The organism is Streptomyces sp. NPDC101194 (assembly GCF_044767885.1).
GTDB lineage: Bacteria > Actinomycetota > Actinomycetes > Streptomycetales > Streptomycetaceae > Streptomyces.
On the sequence record NZ_JBIWOS010000014.1, the window covers coordinates 55,851 to 73,568 of the forward strand.

Here is a 17,718-nt window from a genome sequence, read left to right on the forward strand (position 1 = left end):
TCTTCCCCAACCCCGCGCCGCCCCCCCCGCCCCCCGGGGGGCCCCCCCCCCCCGCGGGGGGGGGGGGGGGGGGCGGGGGGGGGGCCCCGCCCCCCCCCCCCGCCCCCCCCCACGGCTCAGACGCCTCGGGCGTCGGCCGGCAGCGCCGCGGGCGCGTCCGGCTCCGGGGCAGCAGCCCCCTCGATGTCCGTGAGATCCCGGTTCCTGGTCTCCTTGGCACAACCGATCGCCAGCACGGTGATGAGCGCCGCGGCTATGACGTACAGCGCGATGGGCGTCGAGCTGTCGAAGTCCGCGAGCAGAGCGGTGGCGATGAGCGGCGCGGGGGCACCGGCCGCGACCGACGAGAACTGCGCCCCGATCGACGCGCCCGAGTAGCGCATCCGGGTGGCGAACATCTCCGAGAAGAAGGCCGCCTGAGGCGCGTACATGGCGCCGTGGAAGATGAGCCCGACAGTGACGGCGAGCAGCAGACTCCCGAAGCTCCGGGTGTCGATCAGCGCGAAGAACGGGAACATCCACAGCCCCACGCCGATGGCGCCGATCAGATAGACGGGCTTGCGCCCGATCCGGTCCGACAGCGCGCCCCACGCCGGAATGACCGCGAAGTGGATGGCCGAGGCGATGAGCACCGCGTTGAGCGCCGTCTGCTTGCCCAGATCCGCCGCCGTGGTCGCGTAGACGAGGATGAACGCCGTGATGACGTAGTAGCTGATGTTCTCCGCCATCCGGGCCCCCATGGCGATCAGCACATCGCGCCAGTGGTGCCGCAGTACGGCGACGAGCGGCATCTTCTCCGTCGTGTCGGCGGCGGACCTGCGCTCCTCGGCCTGCGCCAGCGCGGCCTTGAACACCGGGGATTCGTCGACGGAGAGACGAATCCACAGGCCGAGGACCACCAGCACCCCGGAGAGCAGGAAGGGGATGCGCCATCCCCATGCCCCGAAGGCCGAGTCCGACAGCAGCGCGGTGAGAGCGGAGAGCACCCCGGTGGCGAGCAACTGCCCGGCCGGAGCCCCGGTCTGCGGCCAGGAGGCCCAGAACCCGCGCCGCTCGGGGTCCCCGTGCTCCGACACCAGCAGCACGGCCCCACCCCATTCCCCACCGAGGGCGAAGCCCTGCACCAGGCGCAGGACGGTGAGGAGCACGGGGGCAGCGGCCCCGACCGTGGCATGCGTCGGCAACAGCCCGATGGCGAACGTCGCTCCGCCCATCATCAACAGACTGAGCACCAGCAGCTTCTTCCGGCCGAGCCGGTCGCCGTAGTGCCCGAACACCAGGGCGCCGAGCGGTCGGGCGGCGAAGCCGACCGCGTAGGTCAGGAACGAGAGGAGCGTGCCGACGAGCGGGTCGGACTCGGGGAAGAACAGCTTGTTGAAGACCAGCGCGGCGGCTGACCCGTACAGGAAGAAGTCGTACCACTCGATGGTGGTCCCGATGAGACTTGCGGCGACGATGCGCTTGAGCGAGCGGGTGGTCGGCGGGGCGGATGCCGAGGCAGCCATGAACACCACTTCCGGACAGTTGACGGGGACGGATTCGTGTCGCCACACCGTAGGAATGGGCAGGTCAGAGGCACATGTGGCGGGACACCATAGTTCGTGGTCCGGGTGTGCGCGGGGCCACCATGACAGGCATGTCGAGACTGCTTCGAGGGCCGTGGTGCAGGCCGGCGGGCGTCTGTCCGAGTTGCGTTGTTCGCCGTGGTTCAGTGCCCCGGTGCCGACTCGTGCGCCGGTCCGGTGCCGACCAGAACCGCATGTCGGACGTCGACGACCGCGGGCACGGATCGAATCCGGTTCCCGCCCCCGGTCGCAGAAGTCGAAACGGTCCCGCAGCCCCGGAGCGGATGCGACGCCGTCCCGCGCAAGGGCGTCCTTGCCCGCGACGGCGTCACACGCCTGCTCCACGGCAACCACCGTGACAGCACCGACCACGGCCGGTGCGCCGGAACGCCCGTCGCCCGAAGGATGCGATCCGGGTCAGGGGGTACGGACCGGAGCGCCCAGACGGTAGCCGTCGTCGGCGGAGAACGCGGCGGCCACAGCGAAGCGATCGGCCCGGACGAGCGTCTGCCGCCACTCGACCGAACGCCGGTCGGCGTCGTGACCGAGCCGGTCGATCGCGAACAGCGCGGTGGACTCGGGACAGTCGAGCAGGATGCGCTCTCCCCGGCCGGGCACGACGGCCCGGATGCGTTCCCAGCCACCGCTGATGCGGGTGCCACAGTGGCGTTCGAGCTCGTCGTAGAGCGAGGTGCGGGTGAAGTCGACGTCCAGGAGCGGGCCGGCGACGTCCGCGGGAAGCCAGACGCGGTCGACGGCGAGAGGCTTCTCGTCGGCGAGCCGGAGACGTTCGAGGTAGATGAGCGGTGTGGATTCCTCAAGCCCCAGACGGGCGGCGATGACACCGTCGGCGCGCTGGTCGAGCACACGTATGACGCTGCGCTGGACGGCGCCGACCTCCTCGACGGACCGGAAGAGGCTGTATGCCTCACCGACCTTCTGCTCCAGGGGACGGTCGGCGGTGAACCGGGAGACCTTGCCGCGCTGGGCGCTGACGAGGCCCTCCGCACGCAGCTGTCGCAGGGCCTCGCGGACCGTGTGTCTGCTGACCCGGTACTCCGCGACGAGGTCGTGCTCGCCGGGAAAGACGTCGCGGAACTCGCCGTCCTCGAGACGCCGCAGCAGGTCGGCGCGCAACTGTGCCCACAGCGGCTTGCCCGCGGATCGGGAGACGGGACGGGGGCCGGGCTGGGAGGTCACCGGCGCCTTCCTGGGAGTCGGGGGTCGGAGGGGTGGTGCGGCCACGGGGTGAATGCTCGTACATGAGGGGGAGACAGTGCAAACCTGGGCCCGCCGACGCCTCGGCCGAGGGTGCGCCGGCCCTGGACCGCAGGATTCGGCGGCCCGACGCGATCGGCGCCCATGCCCTGGCATCCGTCTCCGCCACGCCGGGGCAGCGGTAGGCAATTCGCCGCCTTGCCGGTCACGCCGGCCAGGGCCTCTCGTCCGGATCCTGCCGACCCGTACGCCCGGTGCCGCGCCTCGCCGCGTCGAACTGTCAGAGAAGGACGTCGATCAGCATGAACGCGGCCATCGCGAGCAGCAGGGCGGCGAAGGCCCGCTGCAGGGCGGTGCCGGACAGCTTGGACGCCAGGCGCTTGCCGTCCCAGGCACCGAGGATCGCGGCGCCCACGAACGGGCCGAAGACCGAGGGGTCGAGGGACACGCCCCCGGTCGCGAGGCGGGTGGCGAGGGACACGACCGAGTTGATGAGTATGACCACGAGGCTGGTGCCCACGGCCATGCGCATCGGCAGGCGCAGCACGGACACGAGGGCGGGTACGGCGAGGAAGCCGCCGCCGACTCCCAACAGGCCGGTCGTCGCGCCCAGGCCGGCTCCGGCCGCGGCGGTGCGCAGGTGCCCGTCCCTGCCGACGGGTTCCCCGGGGGCGGCGGCGCCCGCGTCTTTCGCGAGGGGGCGGACCCCGCCGCCCCCGCCGTCCGCGGCCGCCTCAGGAGCGCCGTCGGAGCCGGTTGCGACGGCTCCCGCGGCCACCCCGGGGACGGCGGTCTTCGCGACTGTGGCGGAGACGGTGTCCCGGCGGGGGCGGTGCGCCGTGCGGGTGGCGCGCAGCATGGCCCCCGCGGCGACGGCGGCCAGGACGGCGAACCCGGCGGTCAGCACGGCCTGCGGGATGCGGTGCGCCAGGACGGACGCCCCGATGGCGGGTACCACGCCGGCCGCGGCGAACAGCGTGCCGGTCCGCCAGCGGATGCTGCCGGTGCCGACGTGGCGGGCGAGGGCGGTGGCGGAGGTCGCGGTGATGATGACGAGGCTGGTGGTTCCGGCGTCGGCGGGTGCGACGTCCAGGAGGTACACCAGGGCCGGGACCGCGAGCACGCCCCCGCCACCGCCGAGCGCGCCGAGGGCAAGGCCGACCACGGCTCCGCAGAGCAGGGCGAGGATCAGGACGCTCACGCCGGGACGCCGCCCGGGGTCGTGCCGGCGGAGTGCGCGACCTCACCGTGCCATGCGGAGAAGCCGCCGCGCAGGTCGGCGGTGTCGAAACCGCGGGCGCGCAGCACGGAGGCGGCCACCGACGAGCGGTTGCCGCTCGCGCAGAACACGGTCAGCGGCCGATCGGTCGGCAGTTCGTTCAGGCGGGCGACCAGTTCGGGCAGCGGGATGATGCGGGCGCCGGGGATGGTGCCGTTGTCGCGCACCTCGCCCTGGCCGCGCACGTCCAGCAGGTCGAAGCCCTCCGGGTTCTCGGCGAGCCGGTCGGCGAGGGCGGCGGCCTCCACGCGCGCGGCGGCGGTCAGGTATTCGGCGCCGACGGCGTCGACCGCGGTGGTCAGGGCGCCGAGGACGCGGTCGAAGCCGATGCGGGCGAGACGGTTGCGGGCCTCGCGCGCGGTCGCCGGGTCCCCGCACAGGATGATGCTGTCCCGGGCGTCGAGCACCTCGCCGACGAGCTCGGCGAAGCGGCCGCCGAGCGGGACGTTGACCGCGCCGGGCAGGTGGGCGGAGGCGAACGACTCCGGGTCCCGCGTGTCCAGAACGATGGCGCCACTCGCCCGGGCGTCGAGGAAGGCGTCCGGGGTGAGGGCGGGAGCGGGAGCGTCCTCTTCGAGGACCGGTCGGGCCTGGCGATTGCGCACGGAGGTGAACGCGAAGTAGGCGGGTGCGGCGGGCTGGCCTTCGGCCACGACGGAGACGAACTCGTCCTCGGTCATGTCGGCCAGGGCGTAGTTGCCGCGGCGCTGGTTGCCGATCGTGCAGCTCAGCTCGGTCGAGAGGTTTTTGCCGCAGGCCGAGCCGGCTCCGTGCGCCGGGTAGACGCGCGTGTCGTCGGGAAGGGTGAGCAGGCGCTCGCGGGTGGAGTGGTACAGGGCGCGGGCCATGTCCTCGGCGGACCGGCCGCGGGCGCTGAGCAGGTCGGGGCGGCCGACGTCGCCGATGAAGAGTGTGTCGCCGGTGAGGACACCGTGGGGGACCGCGTCGCCGACGTGTTCGCGTACGACGACGCAGATCGACTCGGGGGTGTGGCCCGGGGTGTGCAGGATCTCCAGGTCGACGTCGCCGAGGCTGAGGTGCTCGCCGTCGTCCAGGGGGTCGGTGTCGAAGTCGAGTGCGCCGACGGAGCCGTAGGAGATGCGGGCACCGGTGCGCTCGGCCAGCTCCAGGTGACCGGAGAGGAAGTCCGCGTGGATGTGGGTCTCGATCACCCGCTCGATGGTCAGGCCGTGACGCGCGGCGGTGGAGAGATAGTCGTTGACGTCGCGCTGGGGGTCCACCACGACGGCCCGGCCGGTGGTGCGGTCGCCGACGAGATACGAGGCGTGGGAGAGGCAGTCGAGGTAGAACTGCACGAAGACCAGCGGTCCGGTGTTGTTCGCCATGTGGGGCTCCTGAGGTGATCGGTGGTTGCGCGCCGGGGCATCGGGACCGGGGGCGCGGTCGGTCTGTCGGTGGGGCCGTGCGTCATGGGTGCGAGCACGGCGACGGCAAGCCGGGCGGGAACGAGGCAGAGGCGTTCGCCGGGGCCGGGACCACGGGCGCGACCCGCCGGGCTCCCGGCCGGCGCGGCGGTGGAACCGTTCGGGCCTTCGGGTCAGGCGAGCCCGCGGAGCATGAGGTTCCAGTAGAGGAAGGGCAGGCCGCGCCGCTTCAGGTACCACATGTCGGTGCGTTCGCGCATGGTGTCGATCAACGGGATCGACGGGGTGGGCCGCCCGCTGTAGTCGAACTCGGCGAGCAACATCTTGTTGCGGGCCGTGGTCAACGGGCATGAGGAGTAGCCGTCGTAGGCGGCCGTGGGTTCCCGGCCGTTCATCGTGGCGAGGAGGTTCTCGACGACCACGGGCGCCTGCTTGCGCACGGCCGCGCCGGTCTTGGAGTTCGGAGACGATCCGGCGTCGCCGAGGGCCCAGACGTTGGGGTACCGGACGTGCCGCATGGTGTGCTTGTCGATCTCGACGTAGCCGGCCGGGTCGTCGGCGCCGGCGAGCGGGCTGCGTTTGATCCAGTCCGGGGCGCTCTGCGGCGGAACGAGGTGGGCCATGTCGTACGGCAGGGCCGTCGTGCCCCCGGTGCCCAGGTCGGTGACGACCACCTCGCGGGTCTCGGGCCGCACCTCGCTGACCTCGCTGCCGTAGTGGACGTTGATGCCGTACCGGCGGACGACGCCGTCGAGCACACGCGCGAACTCCGGAACGCCGAAGATGGCGGCACCGGGTATCACGAGGTGGACGTCGATCTTGTCGAGGACGCCCTGCCGACGCCAGTGGTCGGCGGCGAGATAGGCGATCTTCTGAGGGGCTCCGCCGCACTTGATGGCGCCCGTCGGCATGCTGAACACCGCGCTGCCCGAGCGCATCCTGCGGATGAAGCGCCAGGTCGCCGGGGCTGTATGCGGCAGGTAGTTGCTGGACAGACCGTCCTTGCCGAGCCCGGCCTCCAGGCCCGGCACCCGGTCCCAGTCCAGCTGGATGCCGGGACAGACCACGAGGTGGTCGTAGGAGACGGTACGGCCGTCGTCCAGCGTCACCTCCTGGCGTGCCGGGTCGACGGCGGCCCCGGCGCGGCGGATCCACCGCACGCCCTTGGGCATGACGGACTTCTGCGGGCGAACGCTCTCCTTCAGGGGCGCCCGTCCGCCGCCGACCAGCGTCCACAACGGCTGGTAGTGGTGGTGAAGGCTCGGGTCGAGAACGGCGATGTCCTGTTCACCGGCACGGCGGAGCCGTGCCGCGACCGAGATACCCGCGGTCCCGCCGCCGATGATCACGGTCCGGTGGTGCTGCTTGGTCACCAAGGGAACCCCTCCGTAAATGTACGTACATTCAAGCTAGGTGGCGTGGCTCTGATGCGCAAGGCATTCGGGGGAGCATCACATCAGTTGTACGTACATTTATGGCTGCGTTGCGACTGAGCCTGCATGCGTCTCGCGCGCGGCCGGAAGCGATCGGCGGGTACGGCGGCGCGCCTCTCGGGCCGCCGAGCCCCGGTGCGGGCCGGGAGGCGGAAGGGGGATTCGGCGGTGAGGTCCGGGGCAGTCCCGGTCCTGGCGACGGAGACGCCGGCGCGGCGACCCGGTCACGTACGGGACGCGCCACCGTGTGCGACAACCGCGAAGCGGGGCTCCATGAGCCTTTCGGAGTTCAGCCGAGTTTTCCGGAGATCCTACGGAATGACACCCTGGCCATTTTGAAACGAGGCTGTCCCGGAACGGCCTCTGCGCCGCATGCGAACTTCTTGTGCGCTCGTCGCCAACTCTTCGTGCCGACTGCCCGCCACGATGTCCAAGAACGCCGACAACCCAGCGCAGACCGGCTGCGCCGGCGGTTTCGCAGGCTGACGCCCATCACGGGGGCACGGGAGGTGCTGATGAGCAGGGTGAGGTACTCGTACCTTGCGATCCAGGACGGCAGCACGGGCAACACCGCACCCGCCGTCCGGTACGCGTGCGGTCGGCCCGGTGGCCGAATCCGGCGCTGAGGGCTCTGCCGAACAGAACGAGGCGCAGGACCGCGATACAGAACGTACTGCCGAGCTTGCCCAGCGCAGGTCGAGTTCGTTGAAGGGGACGACCGGCTGCTGAACGAGTTGAACGCGCCGGGAGCGGAGCCGACTTCGCGCGAGTCGGCGACCTACGTCGAACTGGTCTGCCTGCTCACTTACGGCTCCTGGCTGAACTGGATCGAGTCGGAATTCACCGCCCTGCGCTACTTCGCGCTCAACGGCACCGACCACCGCACCCACGACGAGCAGAACACCCCATCGCCGCCTACATTCGTTGGCGCGACACCCGCGCTCAGCCGAAGACGAACTTCGCCCCCACCCATCCGTCAGTGGACGGAATACCCAGTCAACGTCGCATGACGAGCCGCCAACTGCCGCCGTTGGGCCAACGGCCCTGGCGGGTTCGAGTGCCGTCCGGGGTCCAGCATCCGGCCCGTCACAGTTGCGGTGGGTCTGCTCGCAATGGCCACCCCTCACCACCGGCGAACTCAATGCCCTGGAAGGAGGCACCGACCGCCACCTGGTCGAATCCGAGTTCCCGGTGCAGGTCGAGCGAGGCGCGGTTCTTGGCGGAGATGAAGCACCACACTGCCGAATCCCGTTCCCAGATCCAATCCATGCGCCGCCGGGTCAGCAGCCTCGCCATGCCACGACGACGCCAGTCAGGATCCACCGTGACACCGGTCAGGTAGTAGCCAGCCGGGGCACCGTCCTCAGCGTGCTCGGGCAGAAACGACGCATTCGCGTACCCGACAGCTTCACCGGATACCTTCGCGGTGATCACCAGGCTGCGCTCACTACAAAGCGTCCGATGGATGCGGGCTGCCCATTCGCCCGCCGAACCACCGCGCACCCGGGCCTGCAACAAGGCCGGCACCGGCACGTCATCCCCGGTTGCCTCCGCCACCACCGCGGTCACCGGAGCGTGGCGCTCGGCCGGGTGGGGAAGGCAAGCGGCGAACCGCAAATCCATCCTTGCCATGTCGCCCCCTCTCGCCGCCCGGCGCTGTCCCGGCCCGCCACGCCATCGCGGCCGGCGGGGGCCGATGCCTGGCCAACGATGCGAGCCAAGCCACTGGATCGCCGTCTGCTGGTGTCTCCTTCCCGTGGCCTTGTTCACGAGACACGGGTTCTGGCACACATTCCGTGAAAGATCTTGCTGGCTCCCGTCGGCAGGAGGCGCGCGCGTCATGTGAGCTGCGCGGACCGCGTGTCACCGGGGCCCGGTGAGGACCTACTCAAGATCGCTCACGGAATGTGTGCCAGAACCGAGATCCCGACAGCACCTGTGAACGAGTTGGGTACCACTCGAAGCCCTGCAGAAATCGAACAGTTCATGACTTCAGGCAGCACGGGCCCCTGCCGAGAATTCAGCAGGGGCCCACGGTGCGGAGAGCTGTGGAGGGCCGGGACCTGTCCTCGATGAGTGGCATGCCGGCTGACGTCAGCTACCGTCTGCTGCCGGTCCGACGGCGCGGTCTCACTTCAGATGTCGGGTGAAGAACTGGGCCGCGGCCTCCCCCGCGAACTGCGGGACGCCGGTGTGCCCGCCCATGTTGGCGTGCAGGGACTTCTCCTTGGAGCCGAAGGCGTCGAACAGGTTCAGGGACGCCTGCCGGTCGTTCCCTTCGTCGTCCCACTGCAGCAGGACATTGAGCGGAATGGTGACCTGCCGGGCCTCCTCGAACATGGCGCGAGGCACGAGACTCCCGGCGAAGAAGCCGGCGGCCACGATGCGCGGCTCGACCACGGAAAGCCGGATGCCGATGGAGATCACTCCCCCCGAGTACCCGACCGGGCCGCCGATCTCCGGCAGCGAAAGGAGGGCGTCCAGGGCGGCCTGCCATTCCGGGACCGCCTTTTCGACCAGCGGGAGGATGAGGGCGTCGACGATCTCGTCGCTGACCGGCTCGCCGGCCTCCATCGCCCGACGCAGGTCGGCGCGAGCCTGCTCGACGGCGGCCCAACGGGGCCGGTCGCCGCTCCCGGGGAGCTCGATGGTGGCAGCTGCGAAGCCCTCCGCCGCGCAGTGCCGGGCCCTGGCCACCAGCCGGGGGTACATCTTGCGCAGCCCGAGCGGGGGGTGGCCGAGCAGGATCAGCGGGACCGGTGCGGATGCGGATGCCGATGCGGGTGTCCACAGGATGCCGGGGATCTCGCCGAGGGTGAATTCGCGTTCGAGGACGCCGTCGTCGAGGCGTTGTTCAGAAGTGAATTGCATGGTCGTGCCTTTCGGGAGTGCTCTTGAACGGCGCTCCCGGACGACCTATCGCCCGACCGTGACCCCGGAGGGGAGCACCCATGTCGATACTGCGTTCACGGGTACCACCTCCTCGATCTCTCGCACGGCCTTCGGAAATGTAGCAGTGGTCGCCCCTCGTCCGCCAAGCGGTTTGTGCGGAGCCTCCGTGGCCGGGTACCACGGAGACACTACGCAGAGCTACTAGGGGTGTCGTCGTGACTTCCCGAGTGGCGGCTCCGCGACGGCGGGGTGCACTGGCGCTGTCGTTTCTCGTCAACATCGAACACGACGCACCGCCGACGCCTTCCACACTCGTTCATAGGTGCTGTCGGTTCTCGGCTCTGGCTCAGCTTCTGTGGTGTCGGCGCCGGAGCTGAGCATCGCAGCTTCCCCGGGGCGGGTGACCGTCTGCGGCCGCACTGTGTGGACGCGAGTGACCGGAAGCGATGCCGCAGGCAGGCAGCGCCGGGGCCCGAGAGCCCCGGCTGCGTTCACGCCGGCGGGACGGTGTGTCAGACCACGGCGAGCCGGTCCACCAGCAGCTCCACCCTCTGCGCGGCGTCCTCCGGCAGCAGCCGTCTTGCCCGGGTCAAGGTCGCAAGGCCGTGCAGGGACGCCCAGAACACCTCGGTGAACAGCGCCGGGTGGACGCCTTCCCCGGCGACCTCGCCCAGGCTCTCCAGCAGCGCGGCGAAGGCGTCCTTCAGTGGCTCCGGCGTGTCCTCCTGCGCGTACGCCAGGCCGCCGTCGAGCTGGAACAAGGCGTCGTAGACCGCCGGGTTGCGTGCGGCGAAGTCGAGGTAGGCGAGGGCGAGTGCGGCGACCCGCTCGCGCGGGCCGTCCGCGGCGGAGGTCGCGGCACGCACCGCCGCGGCCAGCTCGGCAGCGCCTTCCAGGGCGACGGCGCCGATGATCTCCCGCTTGCCGCGGAAGTGGCTGTAGAGGACGGGCTGGCTGTACTCGATGCGCTCGGCGAGCCGGCGGGTGGTGACCGCGTCCCAGCCCTGCTGCTCGGCGAGTTCGCGGGCTGTCGCCACGATGAGGCGCTCGCGCTCCGCCCGTTCGCGCTGCTTGCGTTCCTGTACCGACATGACTCGAATTCTAGCATCGCTAGACAAGAGAGCGGCGGCAGTACTAGCGTTACCTCGAAAGCTAGCAGCGCTAGACATCTGGAGGGGTCGTCATGCTCAACGCACTTGAGGTCGTCACCACCGTGGTCGTCGGCCTGATGGTGGGGGTGGAGTTCTCCGTCGCCTTCGTCATCAACCGCATCCTCGACGCCCTCCCCGGCGACGCCGGTCAGCTCGGCCGAAGCCACGGTGGCCGGATGCTCGGCGCTGTCATGCCGGTCTGGTACATCGGCTCGCTCGTCCTCGCCGCGGTCTGGGCCATCGCCGGAGGGCGCCACCACAGCACCGGACTCGTCGTCACCGCCGCCGGACTGCTGATCCTCAGCGTGATCATGTCGCTCCTGCTGCTCGTTCCGATCAACAGCCGGGGCAAGACGTGGACCCCCGAGAACCGGCCCGAGAACTGGAAGGAGCAGATGAAGCGCTGGGACCGCTGGCACTACGTCCGCGTCGCCGTCATCATCGGCGCCTTCACCCTGCTGGTCGCTGCCCTTACCTGATACCAAAGTCGCCCAGACATGCACTGGTTCGCCCCTGGATGCCGACAGCTTTCGCCCCGCCGGGGTGAGCCCGGCAGGGCTTCGGATCTCTGACCCCGTGGGCCGACCCCACGCCGGTGGCGCACAACCCCCACCCCCCGGGCGGCAGTCGGCAACCGAAGGGCACCCGGGAACGCAGTTGCCGCTCAGGTCCCACAACTGCGATTCCGGCGAGCTGCACCCCTCGATCAGCCGCGTCCGCGTGGCCTGATCGGGCCCTGCACGACTCAGCAAGCTCCACGAAGCTCACCAAGTCGGCGAAGACTCGCAAGGAGAAGAACAATGTCGCTGAAGAAGATCAATACCGTCCTGGCCGCCGCCTTCATCCTCTTCATCCTCTGGTTCGGGATGGAGTTCATCCTGAGCCCGGAGACGACGGCGCCGGGCTTCGGCCTGCCGAGCTGGCCTTCCGGCGACGGCGACGGCTTCCTGATCATCAAGGGAATCCGCGACGTCGTCCTGGCCCTGGTCCTGGGCATCCTGCTGGTGACGGGCCACCGCCGGGCGCTGGGCTGGGTACTGCTGGTGGAGGCCCTCGCCGCGTACGGCGACATGGCCACCGTGCTGGCCCACCACGGCTCCGTGGCCACTGCGCTCGGCATCCACGGCCTGACCGCGACACTGATGGTGGTCAACGGCCTGCTGATGGTGCGCGAGACCCGCAAGGTCGCGGCCGCTCCGGCAACGCCCGCCCCGCAGCCCGCATTCTGATGAACGGTCCTTTGCCCGAGCGAGATCGAGAAGCGCCGCACGGAGATCGCGAGACGCAGGATCGGTTCGCAGAACTCGCCCTCGCTCAAAGGTGGGTTCGGGGCACTTCTGAGAATCGTTCGTGAAAGCACCCGAAGGCGTGACGAATCCTCAAGAAGCCTCGCCCGGGGGACGCAGACGACGTCGAGCGCCCCCTGCCCTCGCTGCAGGGCCGAAACCGGAGGCCCTCGGCTACCACGACAAGACCGCTACACGGCTGGTCACCGGAGCCGGAGGCACCTGAAGCCGATACGCCCCCGGCAACCACACAGGGTGATGTCCCTCTCCCTCGTGTCCCTCGACCTCAGGAAGGGCAGTCTGTCGAGTATGGACCAGGGGATCACCGCGCTGATCGGGCCGGACGAAGTATGAGCAGCCCGATTCAACTGCTCTGCCGCCACTGACCACTTCAGGAACGCACTGGAGGAGTGGGCGTCGGATACCACTGACGATCCGGAGAGAGCGACCGCGGTGGTGGAGCGTGCAAGGGCCCTCGCTCCGGCTCGTTCGGCGTTGGTGCACGTCCTGCAAGACACCCTGCCCGTACCCTGCCGCTCCCGCAGGAGCAGAGAGCCCGGATCTCATAGGGGGTCGGCCCCAGTTCGCATGTCACTCGGCGTTATGGATGAAGCAGGCCACTCGCGACTACGCGACACCTCAACATGCCGGCCCACCAGTCCCGAGACCGGCTCCGGCCAGAAAGAGCCGTACCGGGCAGCGGATGGCGCACGTCCTTGTCGGCGGGAATGGTGGGCTATTCCTTCGTGGTGGCGAGGCGGTTGATGTCGGGGCTGTGCAGGACGGCGGGAGCATTGTCGTCCTGCCGGACTACGGTGAGCATGGCGCGGCCGACGGCGTCCGTGGTGGTGAAGTGCCGGGGGAAGAGGCGTTTGAGCAGTGGGTGGAGGATCGCGGTGGCGCGGTAGAGCCTGCGGTAGAGCGGGGTGCGGGAGACGGCGCCGTCGACCGGCTGGATGAAGCCGGGGCGGAACATGTGGGCGGTCATGGGCAGTGCCAGGAGGTCGTTCTCCGTGCGCCCTTTCACCCGGGCCCACATCTGGCGGCTTCTGCCGGTGGGGTCGGTGCCCTCGCCGGAGACGTACACGAACGTCAGGGCCGGGGAGGCGGCGATCAGGGCGCGTGCGGCGGCCAGCGCGTAGCCATGGGTGACGCGGGTGTACTCGGCCTCCTTGCGGCCGGCGGCGGAGACGCCGAGGCAGTAGAAGCAGGCGTCCAGGCCGGTGAGCTGGTCCTGGATGGCGGCGTAGTCGGTGAAGTCGGCGTGGACGATCTGCCGCAGTTTGGGGTGGTCCGCTGCCAGGGGGGTGCGGACGACGGCGAGGACTTCGGTGACCGTGTCGTCCCGCAGGGCGGCGTGCAGGGCGCCGTGCCCGACCATTCCGGAGGCTCCGAAGATGATGAGGCGCACGCGTTCTCCTGATGGTGAGGGGTGTTCGGGGTGCGGGTTCCCGCGGGAAAGGGCGGGGCAGGGCGAGGGGCGGCCGACTTTGAGAGCCGGGCCTCCGGCGGGCCGGGGACCGCGGCCCCCGGCGCCGGCCGGTCAGAGGCCGAACTGGGCCTTGATGCCGCCGATGAAGGTGGCGTCGTCGGTGGCGGCGCGCTGGGCGAGCAGTTCGGTGGCGTAGGGGCCAGCAGGGTAGCGCAGCCGGTCGGTTTCGTCGGTGGCCGCTCGGTAGACGGTCTCGGCGACGACCTCGGGCTTGTCGCCGCCGACGGCGAGCTGCGCCTGCGCCGTGAGGAACGTGTTCACGAACTCCTGGTACTCGGTGAGGGAATCGTCGTTGGTGAAGTCGAACGAGCGGCCGGCGAAGTCGGTGTCGACGATGCCCGGCTCGACGAGCTTGACGTTCACGCCGATCGTGGCGAGCTCGTAGTGGAGCGCCTCGCTCAGCCCTTCGACGGCGAACTTGGTGCCGTGGTAGAGGGTGCCGAGCGGGAAGGTGACCTTGCCTCCGATGGAGGAGATGTTGATGACGGTGCCGCCGCCGCTCACGCGCAAGTGCGGCAGGACGGCCTTGGTCGTCTCCAGCAGGCCCATGACGTTCACGTCGAACTGCCGGCGGGCCTTCTCCATCGGCACGGCCTCCAGCGGGCCGAAGGCGCCGTATCCCGCGTTGTTGAGCAGCACGTCGATCCTGCCGAACCGCTCCAGGCCGGCGCCGACGGCCGAGGTGATCGAGGCGGAGTCCTGCACGTCGAGCCGGGTGACGAGCACGTTCTCCAGCGCGGTGAGCTCGGTCTCCTTCTCGGGACTGCGCATCGTGGCGATCACGTTCCATCCCTGCTCGTGGAAGAGCTTCGCGGTCGCCCTGCCGATACCGCTCGAACTGCCGGTGATGAGAATGGTCCTGGTCACGGTCGTCTCCGTTCCTTCGTCGCGCCCACCGCCGTGGTGGTTCGTGACGTCCACGCTAGGCGGGGAACCACGACAAAGGACTAGCGGAAGACGCCTCTCTTCTTGCCATTCGCGCCACCGGGAGGTGGCGTCTTCTGCGTGTCGAATGGCGCACACGGCATCCGCCCCCCTCCGTGAGGGGAACTAGCCTGAAGGCATGGCACCGAAGCAGTTCACCCTGGACCCGGGAACCCGTGCGCTCCTGCACGACCTCGAAGTCTCCACCGCGCGCGTGCTGCGGCGCGCACGCCTCCCGGCCGGTCTCTTCGCCCACGGCGCGGTCACACTGACGACCGAGGAGTACTACCGGTTCTGGGACGCGCTCGACGCCGAGGCGGCGGATCCCGATCTGGCGGTGAGGATCGGGCGCGCGCTGTCCGTCGAGGCGTTCAACCCGCCGATTTTCGCGGCGCTGTGCAGCGCGAATCTGCACACCGCGGCTGAGCGCATCGCCGCCTTCAAGCCGCTCATCTGCCCGATGAACCTCCGTGTCACCTTCGACCGCACCGGGCTGACCATCGTGCTCCACTGGCCCGAGGGGCCGACGCCGCCCCCGCTGCTGGTCGCCGCCGAACTCGCGTTCTGGGCCGCACTGGCACGCATCGGCACGCGGCGCGAGGTGAACCCGACCCACGTCACCATGCGCCGCCCCCCGCAGCCCTCGCCCGCGATAGCCGCCTACTTCGGCACACACATCCGCGAAGGTGAGGCCGACACGGTCACCCTCTCGGCAGAGGACGCCTCGCTGCCGTTCCTCACCGAGGACGAATCCATGTGGAACTTCTTCGCACCGGAACTGCGCCGCCGCCTGTCCGAACTCGAAGCGTCCGCCACCACGGCCGACCGGGTGCGGGCCGCGCTCCACGAGCGCCTGCCCGCCGGCGAGAGCTCCATCAACGCCATCGCCGCCCAGCTCATGCTCAGCCCCCGCACGCTCCAGCGACAGCTCCAGGCGGAAGGCACCAGCTATCAGGCCGTCCTCGGCGACACCCGGGAAAAGCTTGCCCGCCGCTACCTGGCGGACCGGTCCCTGCCCACCTCCCAAGTCGCCTACCTCCTCGCCTACGACGACACCAACTCCTTCTACCGGGCCTTCCGCCGCTGGACCGGACTCACCCCCGAAGCCGCACGCGAAGGCGGCCACCTCGCCCACGCATGACCGGTGCGCTGACGCTCACCCCCGGGCGACGGTGTTCGCAGGCCGGTCGCACGTCGGCCGAGTCGGGCGACGACCCTGCGCTCGGCGGAATGAATGTCCGTCCAGTCGAGGCGTTCAACTGACCCTCACCCCGGCAGATGGGGCAGACCTTCGTTGTGCCGCATTCCCTGCATCGGCTCTTCCGGTGGGGCCGGCCGAGAGCCCACCCGCGGCCACCGCATCCGGGACACCGGCCGAGGCCGTCGCACTCGTAACAGAGGACGTAACCAGGTGTGATGTCCGGCGTTCGCTCCGCCTCCAGCTCCGGCTGCTGGACTGGTTGCGGCGGGCACAGTGCCAGCGCCGGCGTCTGTCCGCGAAACACCACGGCGGGTGTGTTGTCGCTCGTGAGGATGCGGATGCCGTTGCCATCCCGGCGAGCGACGACCACTGTCCAGAGTATCCCGTCGTCATCCTCCTGTGACGCCGTGACGTCCCAACCGGCCGCGCGGAGGAGGAAGGCCGCACGGGAGGCTGTCTCGGCAGCGGTGGCGGTCGTTGGACGATCGCCTTGATGCACCGTCGAATAGTGGTAGCGCAGCGGCTCGCGGTCGGCAGCCTTCGGCTCGTCGAGGGACAGCCGACGGAGATGGGCACGAATGGTCAAATCGGCGATCAGCTCGACCAGTTGCCCGCGCAGGGACCGACCCAGCCGGTCCAGTTCGTCATGCGCTTTCGAAGTCTCGTCCATGTCGGCCCCTTGGTTCTGGAACACAACAGAGGGCCGACTCTCGTGGCCGCCGTCGTTTCCGACGGCCGCCTGTCGGAAAGTCCGTCACGCAGGCTGGTCGGCCCCCTGGCCGACTGGCAGTCAGCTAAGGCTGCCCGCGCTTGAGCGGCGACCAGGACCCGATTCGGGCCCCGCGGGCGACCCGCTCGTCCGATGATGCAATCAACGAGCCACAGGGGGGAAGCCCGACAGCGGCAAGGGCTTACCCATGGAGATGAAGGCACTGGCCGCCATGCGTGACGCCATCCACGGTCGGAAGGCGCCCGCATTGCAGATCACACTCGGTCACCGCCAGGCTGGTCCATGCCGAGAACTGGCGACAGTTGAATACGAGAGCCCACCGGTACCAAGGCCGAATACGCCGCCGTCGGTCCAGTCGCTACGGCGAGGTCCGGCAGCGGACGTGCTCCGGCGGACGGGCCCCTCGGCCAGTCCTTTCGGTACAGGTCGAAGGAACTTTCCATCGTTTTGATCAGCCCTCCGACAGGCCATTTCGTGAAGGCGTGAAATCCGACGCCGCGCGCTGGTCCACCAGGGATTACGGGACAGCTCTTACGCTGTCGCCATTGCCCATCAGGCGTTCCGAGGTCACCGGGTCGCTCCGACCGTATGCAGAAGGGACAATGCGATGGACCCCGATATCCGAACCAGGGCCGCGCTTGAGGAACACTGGCGGGCATCGGAACGTGGGGATACCGAAGCCGAGCACGCCATCTATGCTGCGGACGCTGTCCTCGACTACCCCCAGTCAGGTGAAAGATTCCGGGGCCGCGCAAAGATTTCGGCACAACGTGGCGGGCATCCGGCCAGTCGTCATTTCAGCGTCCACCGTATTGTCGGCAGCGGAGATCTGTGGGTGAGTGAGTGCGTCATCACGTACGACGGCGTGCCCACCTACTCGGTGAGCATCATGGAATTCACCCGCGGGCATGTGGTTCACGAAACGCAGTACTTCGCTGACGCCTTCGGTGCGCCTGAATGGCGGACAGCGCTTGCGGAGCCGATGCCGGGCAGGAGTATCGCCAGGACGTGACCCCAGCGCCGGCGAACCGGCACAGCAGGCCTCATTCGAACGATCGAGGCGAGCCTTGGGGCTGTCCCGTAATCCCGGGTGGACCAGCATGCGGCGTCGGATGCCTTTTCGCTCACCGCCGGACCCCAGCTTCGTGAGAGCGCGAGGCCG

16 protein-coding genes are annotated in these 17,718 nt (G+C 69.7%); 5 read left to right on the forward strand and 11 right to left on the reverse strand.

The features are described 5' to 3' along the window. Nucleotides 1-116: 116 nt before the first annotated feature. The 5 genes from ACIRP2_RS35690 to ACIRP2_RS35710 form a co-directional block, all read right to left on the reverse strand. Complete coding sequence (locus tag ACIRP2_RS35690) at nucleotides 117-1,505, reverse strand: MFS transporter (RefSeq protein ID WP_404257778.1); 1,389 nt, start codon at nucleotides 1,503-1,505, stop codon at nucleotides 117-119. 477 nt (nucleotides 1,506-1,982) lie between these two features. Continuing rightward, nucleotides 1,983-2,765, reverse strand: a complete 783-nt coding sequence (locus tag ACIRP2_RS35695) for a GntR family transcriptional regulator (RefSeq protein ID WP_404257780.1) — start codon at nucleotides 2,763-2,765, stop codon at nucleotides 1,983-1,985. A 298-nt stretch (nucleotides 2,766-3,063) separates the two neighbouring features. Beyond that, on the reverse strand, nucleotides 3,064-3,984 hold the full coding sequence (locus tag ACIRP2_RS35700; RefSeq protein ID WP_404257782.1) for a sulfite exporter TauE/SafE family protein: 921 nt from the start codon (nucleotides 3,982-3,984) through the stop codon (nucleotides 3,064-3,066). Beyond that, on the reverse strand, nucleotides 3,981-5,408 hold the full coding sequence (locus ACIRP2_RS35705; RefSeq protein WP_404257784.1) for a rhodanese-like domain-containing protein: 1,428 nt from the start codon (nucleotides 5,406-5,408) through the stop codon (nucleotides 3,981-3,983). The genes ACIRP2_RS35700 and ACIRP2_RS35705 overlap by 4 nt, the downstream gene beginning before the upstream one ends. A gap of 212 nt (nucleotides 5,409-5,620) precedes the next feature. Further along, nucleotides 5,621-6,823: an FAD/NAD(P)-binding oxidoreductase gene (locus tag ACIRP2_RS35710; RefSeq protein WP_404257786.1), complete on the reverse strand. Its 1,203-nt coding sequence runs from the start codon at nucleotides 6,821-6,823 to the stop codon at nucleotides 5,621-5,623. 791 nt (nucleotides 6,824-7,614) lie between these two features. Between ACIRP2_RS35710 and ACIRP2_RS35715 the strand changes: the two genes are divergently transcribed. Continuing rightward, a complete protein-coding gene (locus tag ACIRP2_RS35715; protein ID WP_404257790.1) occupies nucleotides 7,615-7,890 on the forward strand; it encodes a hypothetical protein in 276 nt (91 codons plus the stop codon). A 76-nt stretch (nucleotides 7,891-7,966) separates the two neighbouring features. Here ACIRP2_RS35715 and ACIRP2_RS35720 read toward each other — a convergent pair whose 3' ends face one another. The 3 genes from ACIRP2_RS35720 to ACIRP2_RS35730 all read right to left on the reverse strand — a co-directional run bounded on the left by ACIRP2_RS35720 (nucleotide 7,967) and on the right by ACIRP2_RS35730 (nucleotide 10,863). Next, nucleotides 7,967-8,512: a GNAT family N-acetyltransferase gene (locus ACIRP2_RS35720; protein ID WP_404257792.1), complete on the reverse strand. Its 546-nt coding sequence runs from the start codon at nucleotides 8,510-8,512 to the stop codon at nucleotides 7,967-7,969. A 498-nt stretch (nucleotides 8,513-9,010) separates the two neighbouring features. Beyond that, on the reverse strand, nucleotides 9,011-9,751 hold the full coding sequence (locus ACIRP2_RS35725; RefSeq protein WP_404257794.1) for an alpha/beta hydrolase: 741 nt from the start codon (nucleotides 9,749-9,751) through the stop codon (nucleotides 9,011-9,013). Nucleotides 9,752-10,284: 533 nt separating this feature from the next. Next, nucleotides 10,285-10,863, reverse strand: a complete 579-nt coding sequence (locus ACIRP2_RS35730; RefSeq protein ID WP_404257796.1) for a TetR/AcrR family transcriptional regulator — start codon at nucleotides 10,861-10,863, stop codon at nucleotides 10,285-10,287. A 92-nt stretch (nucleotides 10,864-10,955) separates the two neighbouring features. On the opposite strand from ACIRP2_RS35730, the gene ACIRP2_RS35735 reads away from it, so the two are divergent. Beyond that, nucleotides 10,956-11,402 (forward strand): anthrone oxygenase family protein, encoded by a 447-nt coding sequence (locus ACIRP2_RS35735; RefSeq protein ID WP_404257798.1) that lies wholly within the window; start codon nucleotides 10,956-10,958, stop codon nucleotides 11,400-11,402. Between the two features lie 321 nt (nucleotides 11,403-11,723). Continuing rightward, entirely contained in the window at nucleotides 11,724-12,152 is a 429-nt protein-coding gene (locus ACIRP2_RS35740) for a DUF4267 domain-containing protein (protein WP_404257800.1), read from the forward strand. A 793-nt stretch (nucleotides 12,153-12,945) separates the two neighbouring features. Here ACIRP2_RS35740 and ACIRP2_RS35745 read toward each other — a convergent pair. Together ACIRP2_RS35745 and ACIRP2_RS35750 are read right to left on the reverse strand one after the other, a co-directional pair. Beyond that, on the reverse strand, nucleotides 12,946-13,620 hold the full coding sequence (locus tag ACIRP2_RS35745) for an NAD(P)H-binding protein (RefSeq protein WP_404257802.1): 675 nt from the start codon (nucleotides 13,618-13,620) through the stop codon (nucleotides 12,946-12,948). A gap of 132 nt (nucleotides 13,621-13,752) precedes the next feature. Beyond that, the gene (locus ACIRP2_RS35750; protein ID WP_404257804.1) at nucleotides 13,753-14,568 is read right to left on the reverse strand and encodes an SDR family oxidoreductase; all 816 of its coding nucleotides are present in this window, start codon (nucleotides 14,566-14,568) and stop codon (nucleotides 13,753-13,755) included. A gap of 196 nt (nucleotides 14,569-14,764) precedes the next feature. On the opposite strand from ACIRP2_RS35750, the gene ACIRP2_RS35755 reads away from it, so the two are divergent. Next, nucleotides 14,765-15,766, forward strand: coding sequence for an AraC family transcriptional regulator ligand-binding domain-containing protein (locus tag ACIRP2_RS35755; protein WP_404257806.1), 1,002 nt, complete (start codon nucleotides 14,765-14,767; stop codon nucleotides 15,764-15,766). On the opposite strand, the gene ACIRP2_RS35760 is transcribed toward ACIRP2_RS35755, so the two are convergent. Then, nucleotides 15,720-16,496, reverse strand: coding sequence for a hypothetical protein (locus ACIRP2_RS35760; protein ID WP_404257808.1), 777 nt, complete (start codon nucleotides 16,494-16,496; stop codon nucleotides 15,720-15,722). The genes ACIRP2_RS35755 and ACIRP2_RS35760 overlap by 47 nt on opposite strands. 667 nt (nucleotides 16,497-17,163) lie before the next feature. Here ACIRP2_RS35760 and ACIRP2_RS35765 point away from each other — a divergent pair. Then, the gene (locus ACIRP2_RS35765; protein ID WP_404257810.1) at nucleotides 17,164-17,568 is read left to right on the forward strand and encodes a nuclear transport factor 2 family protein; all 405 of its coding nucleotides are present in this window, start codon (nucleotides 17,164-17,166) and stop codon (nucleotides 17,566-17,568) included. Nucleotides 17,569-17,718: the final 150 nt, after the last annotated feature.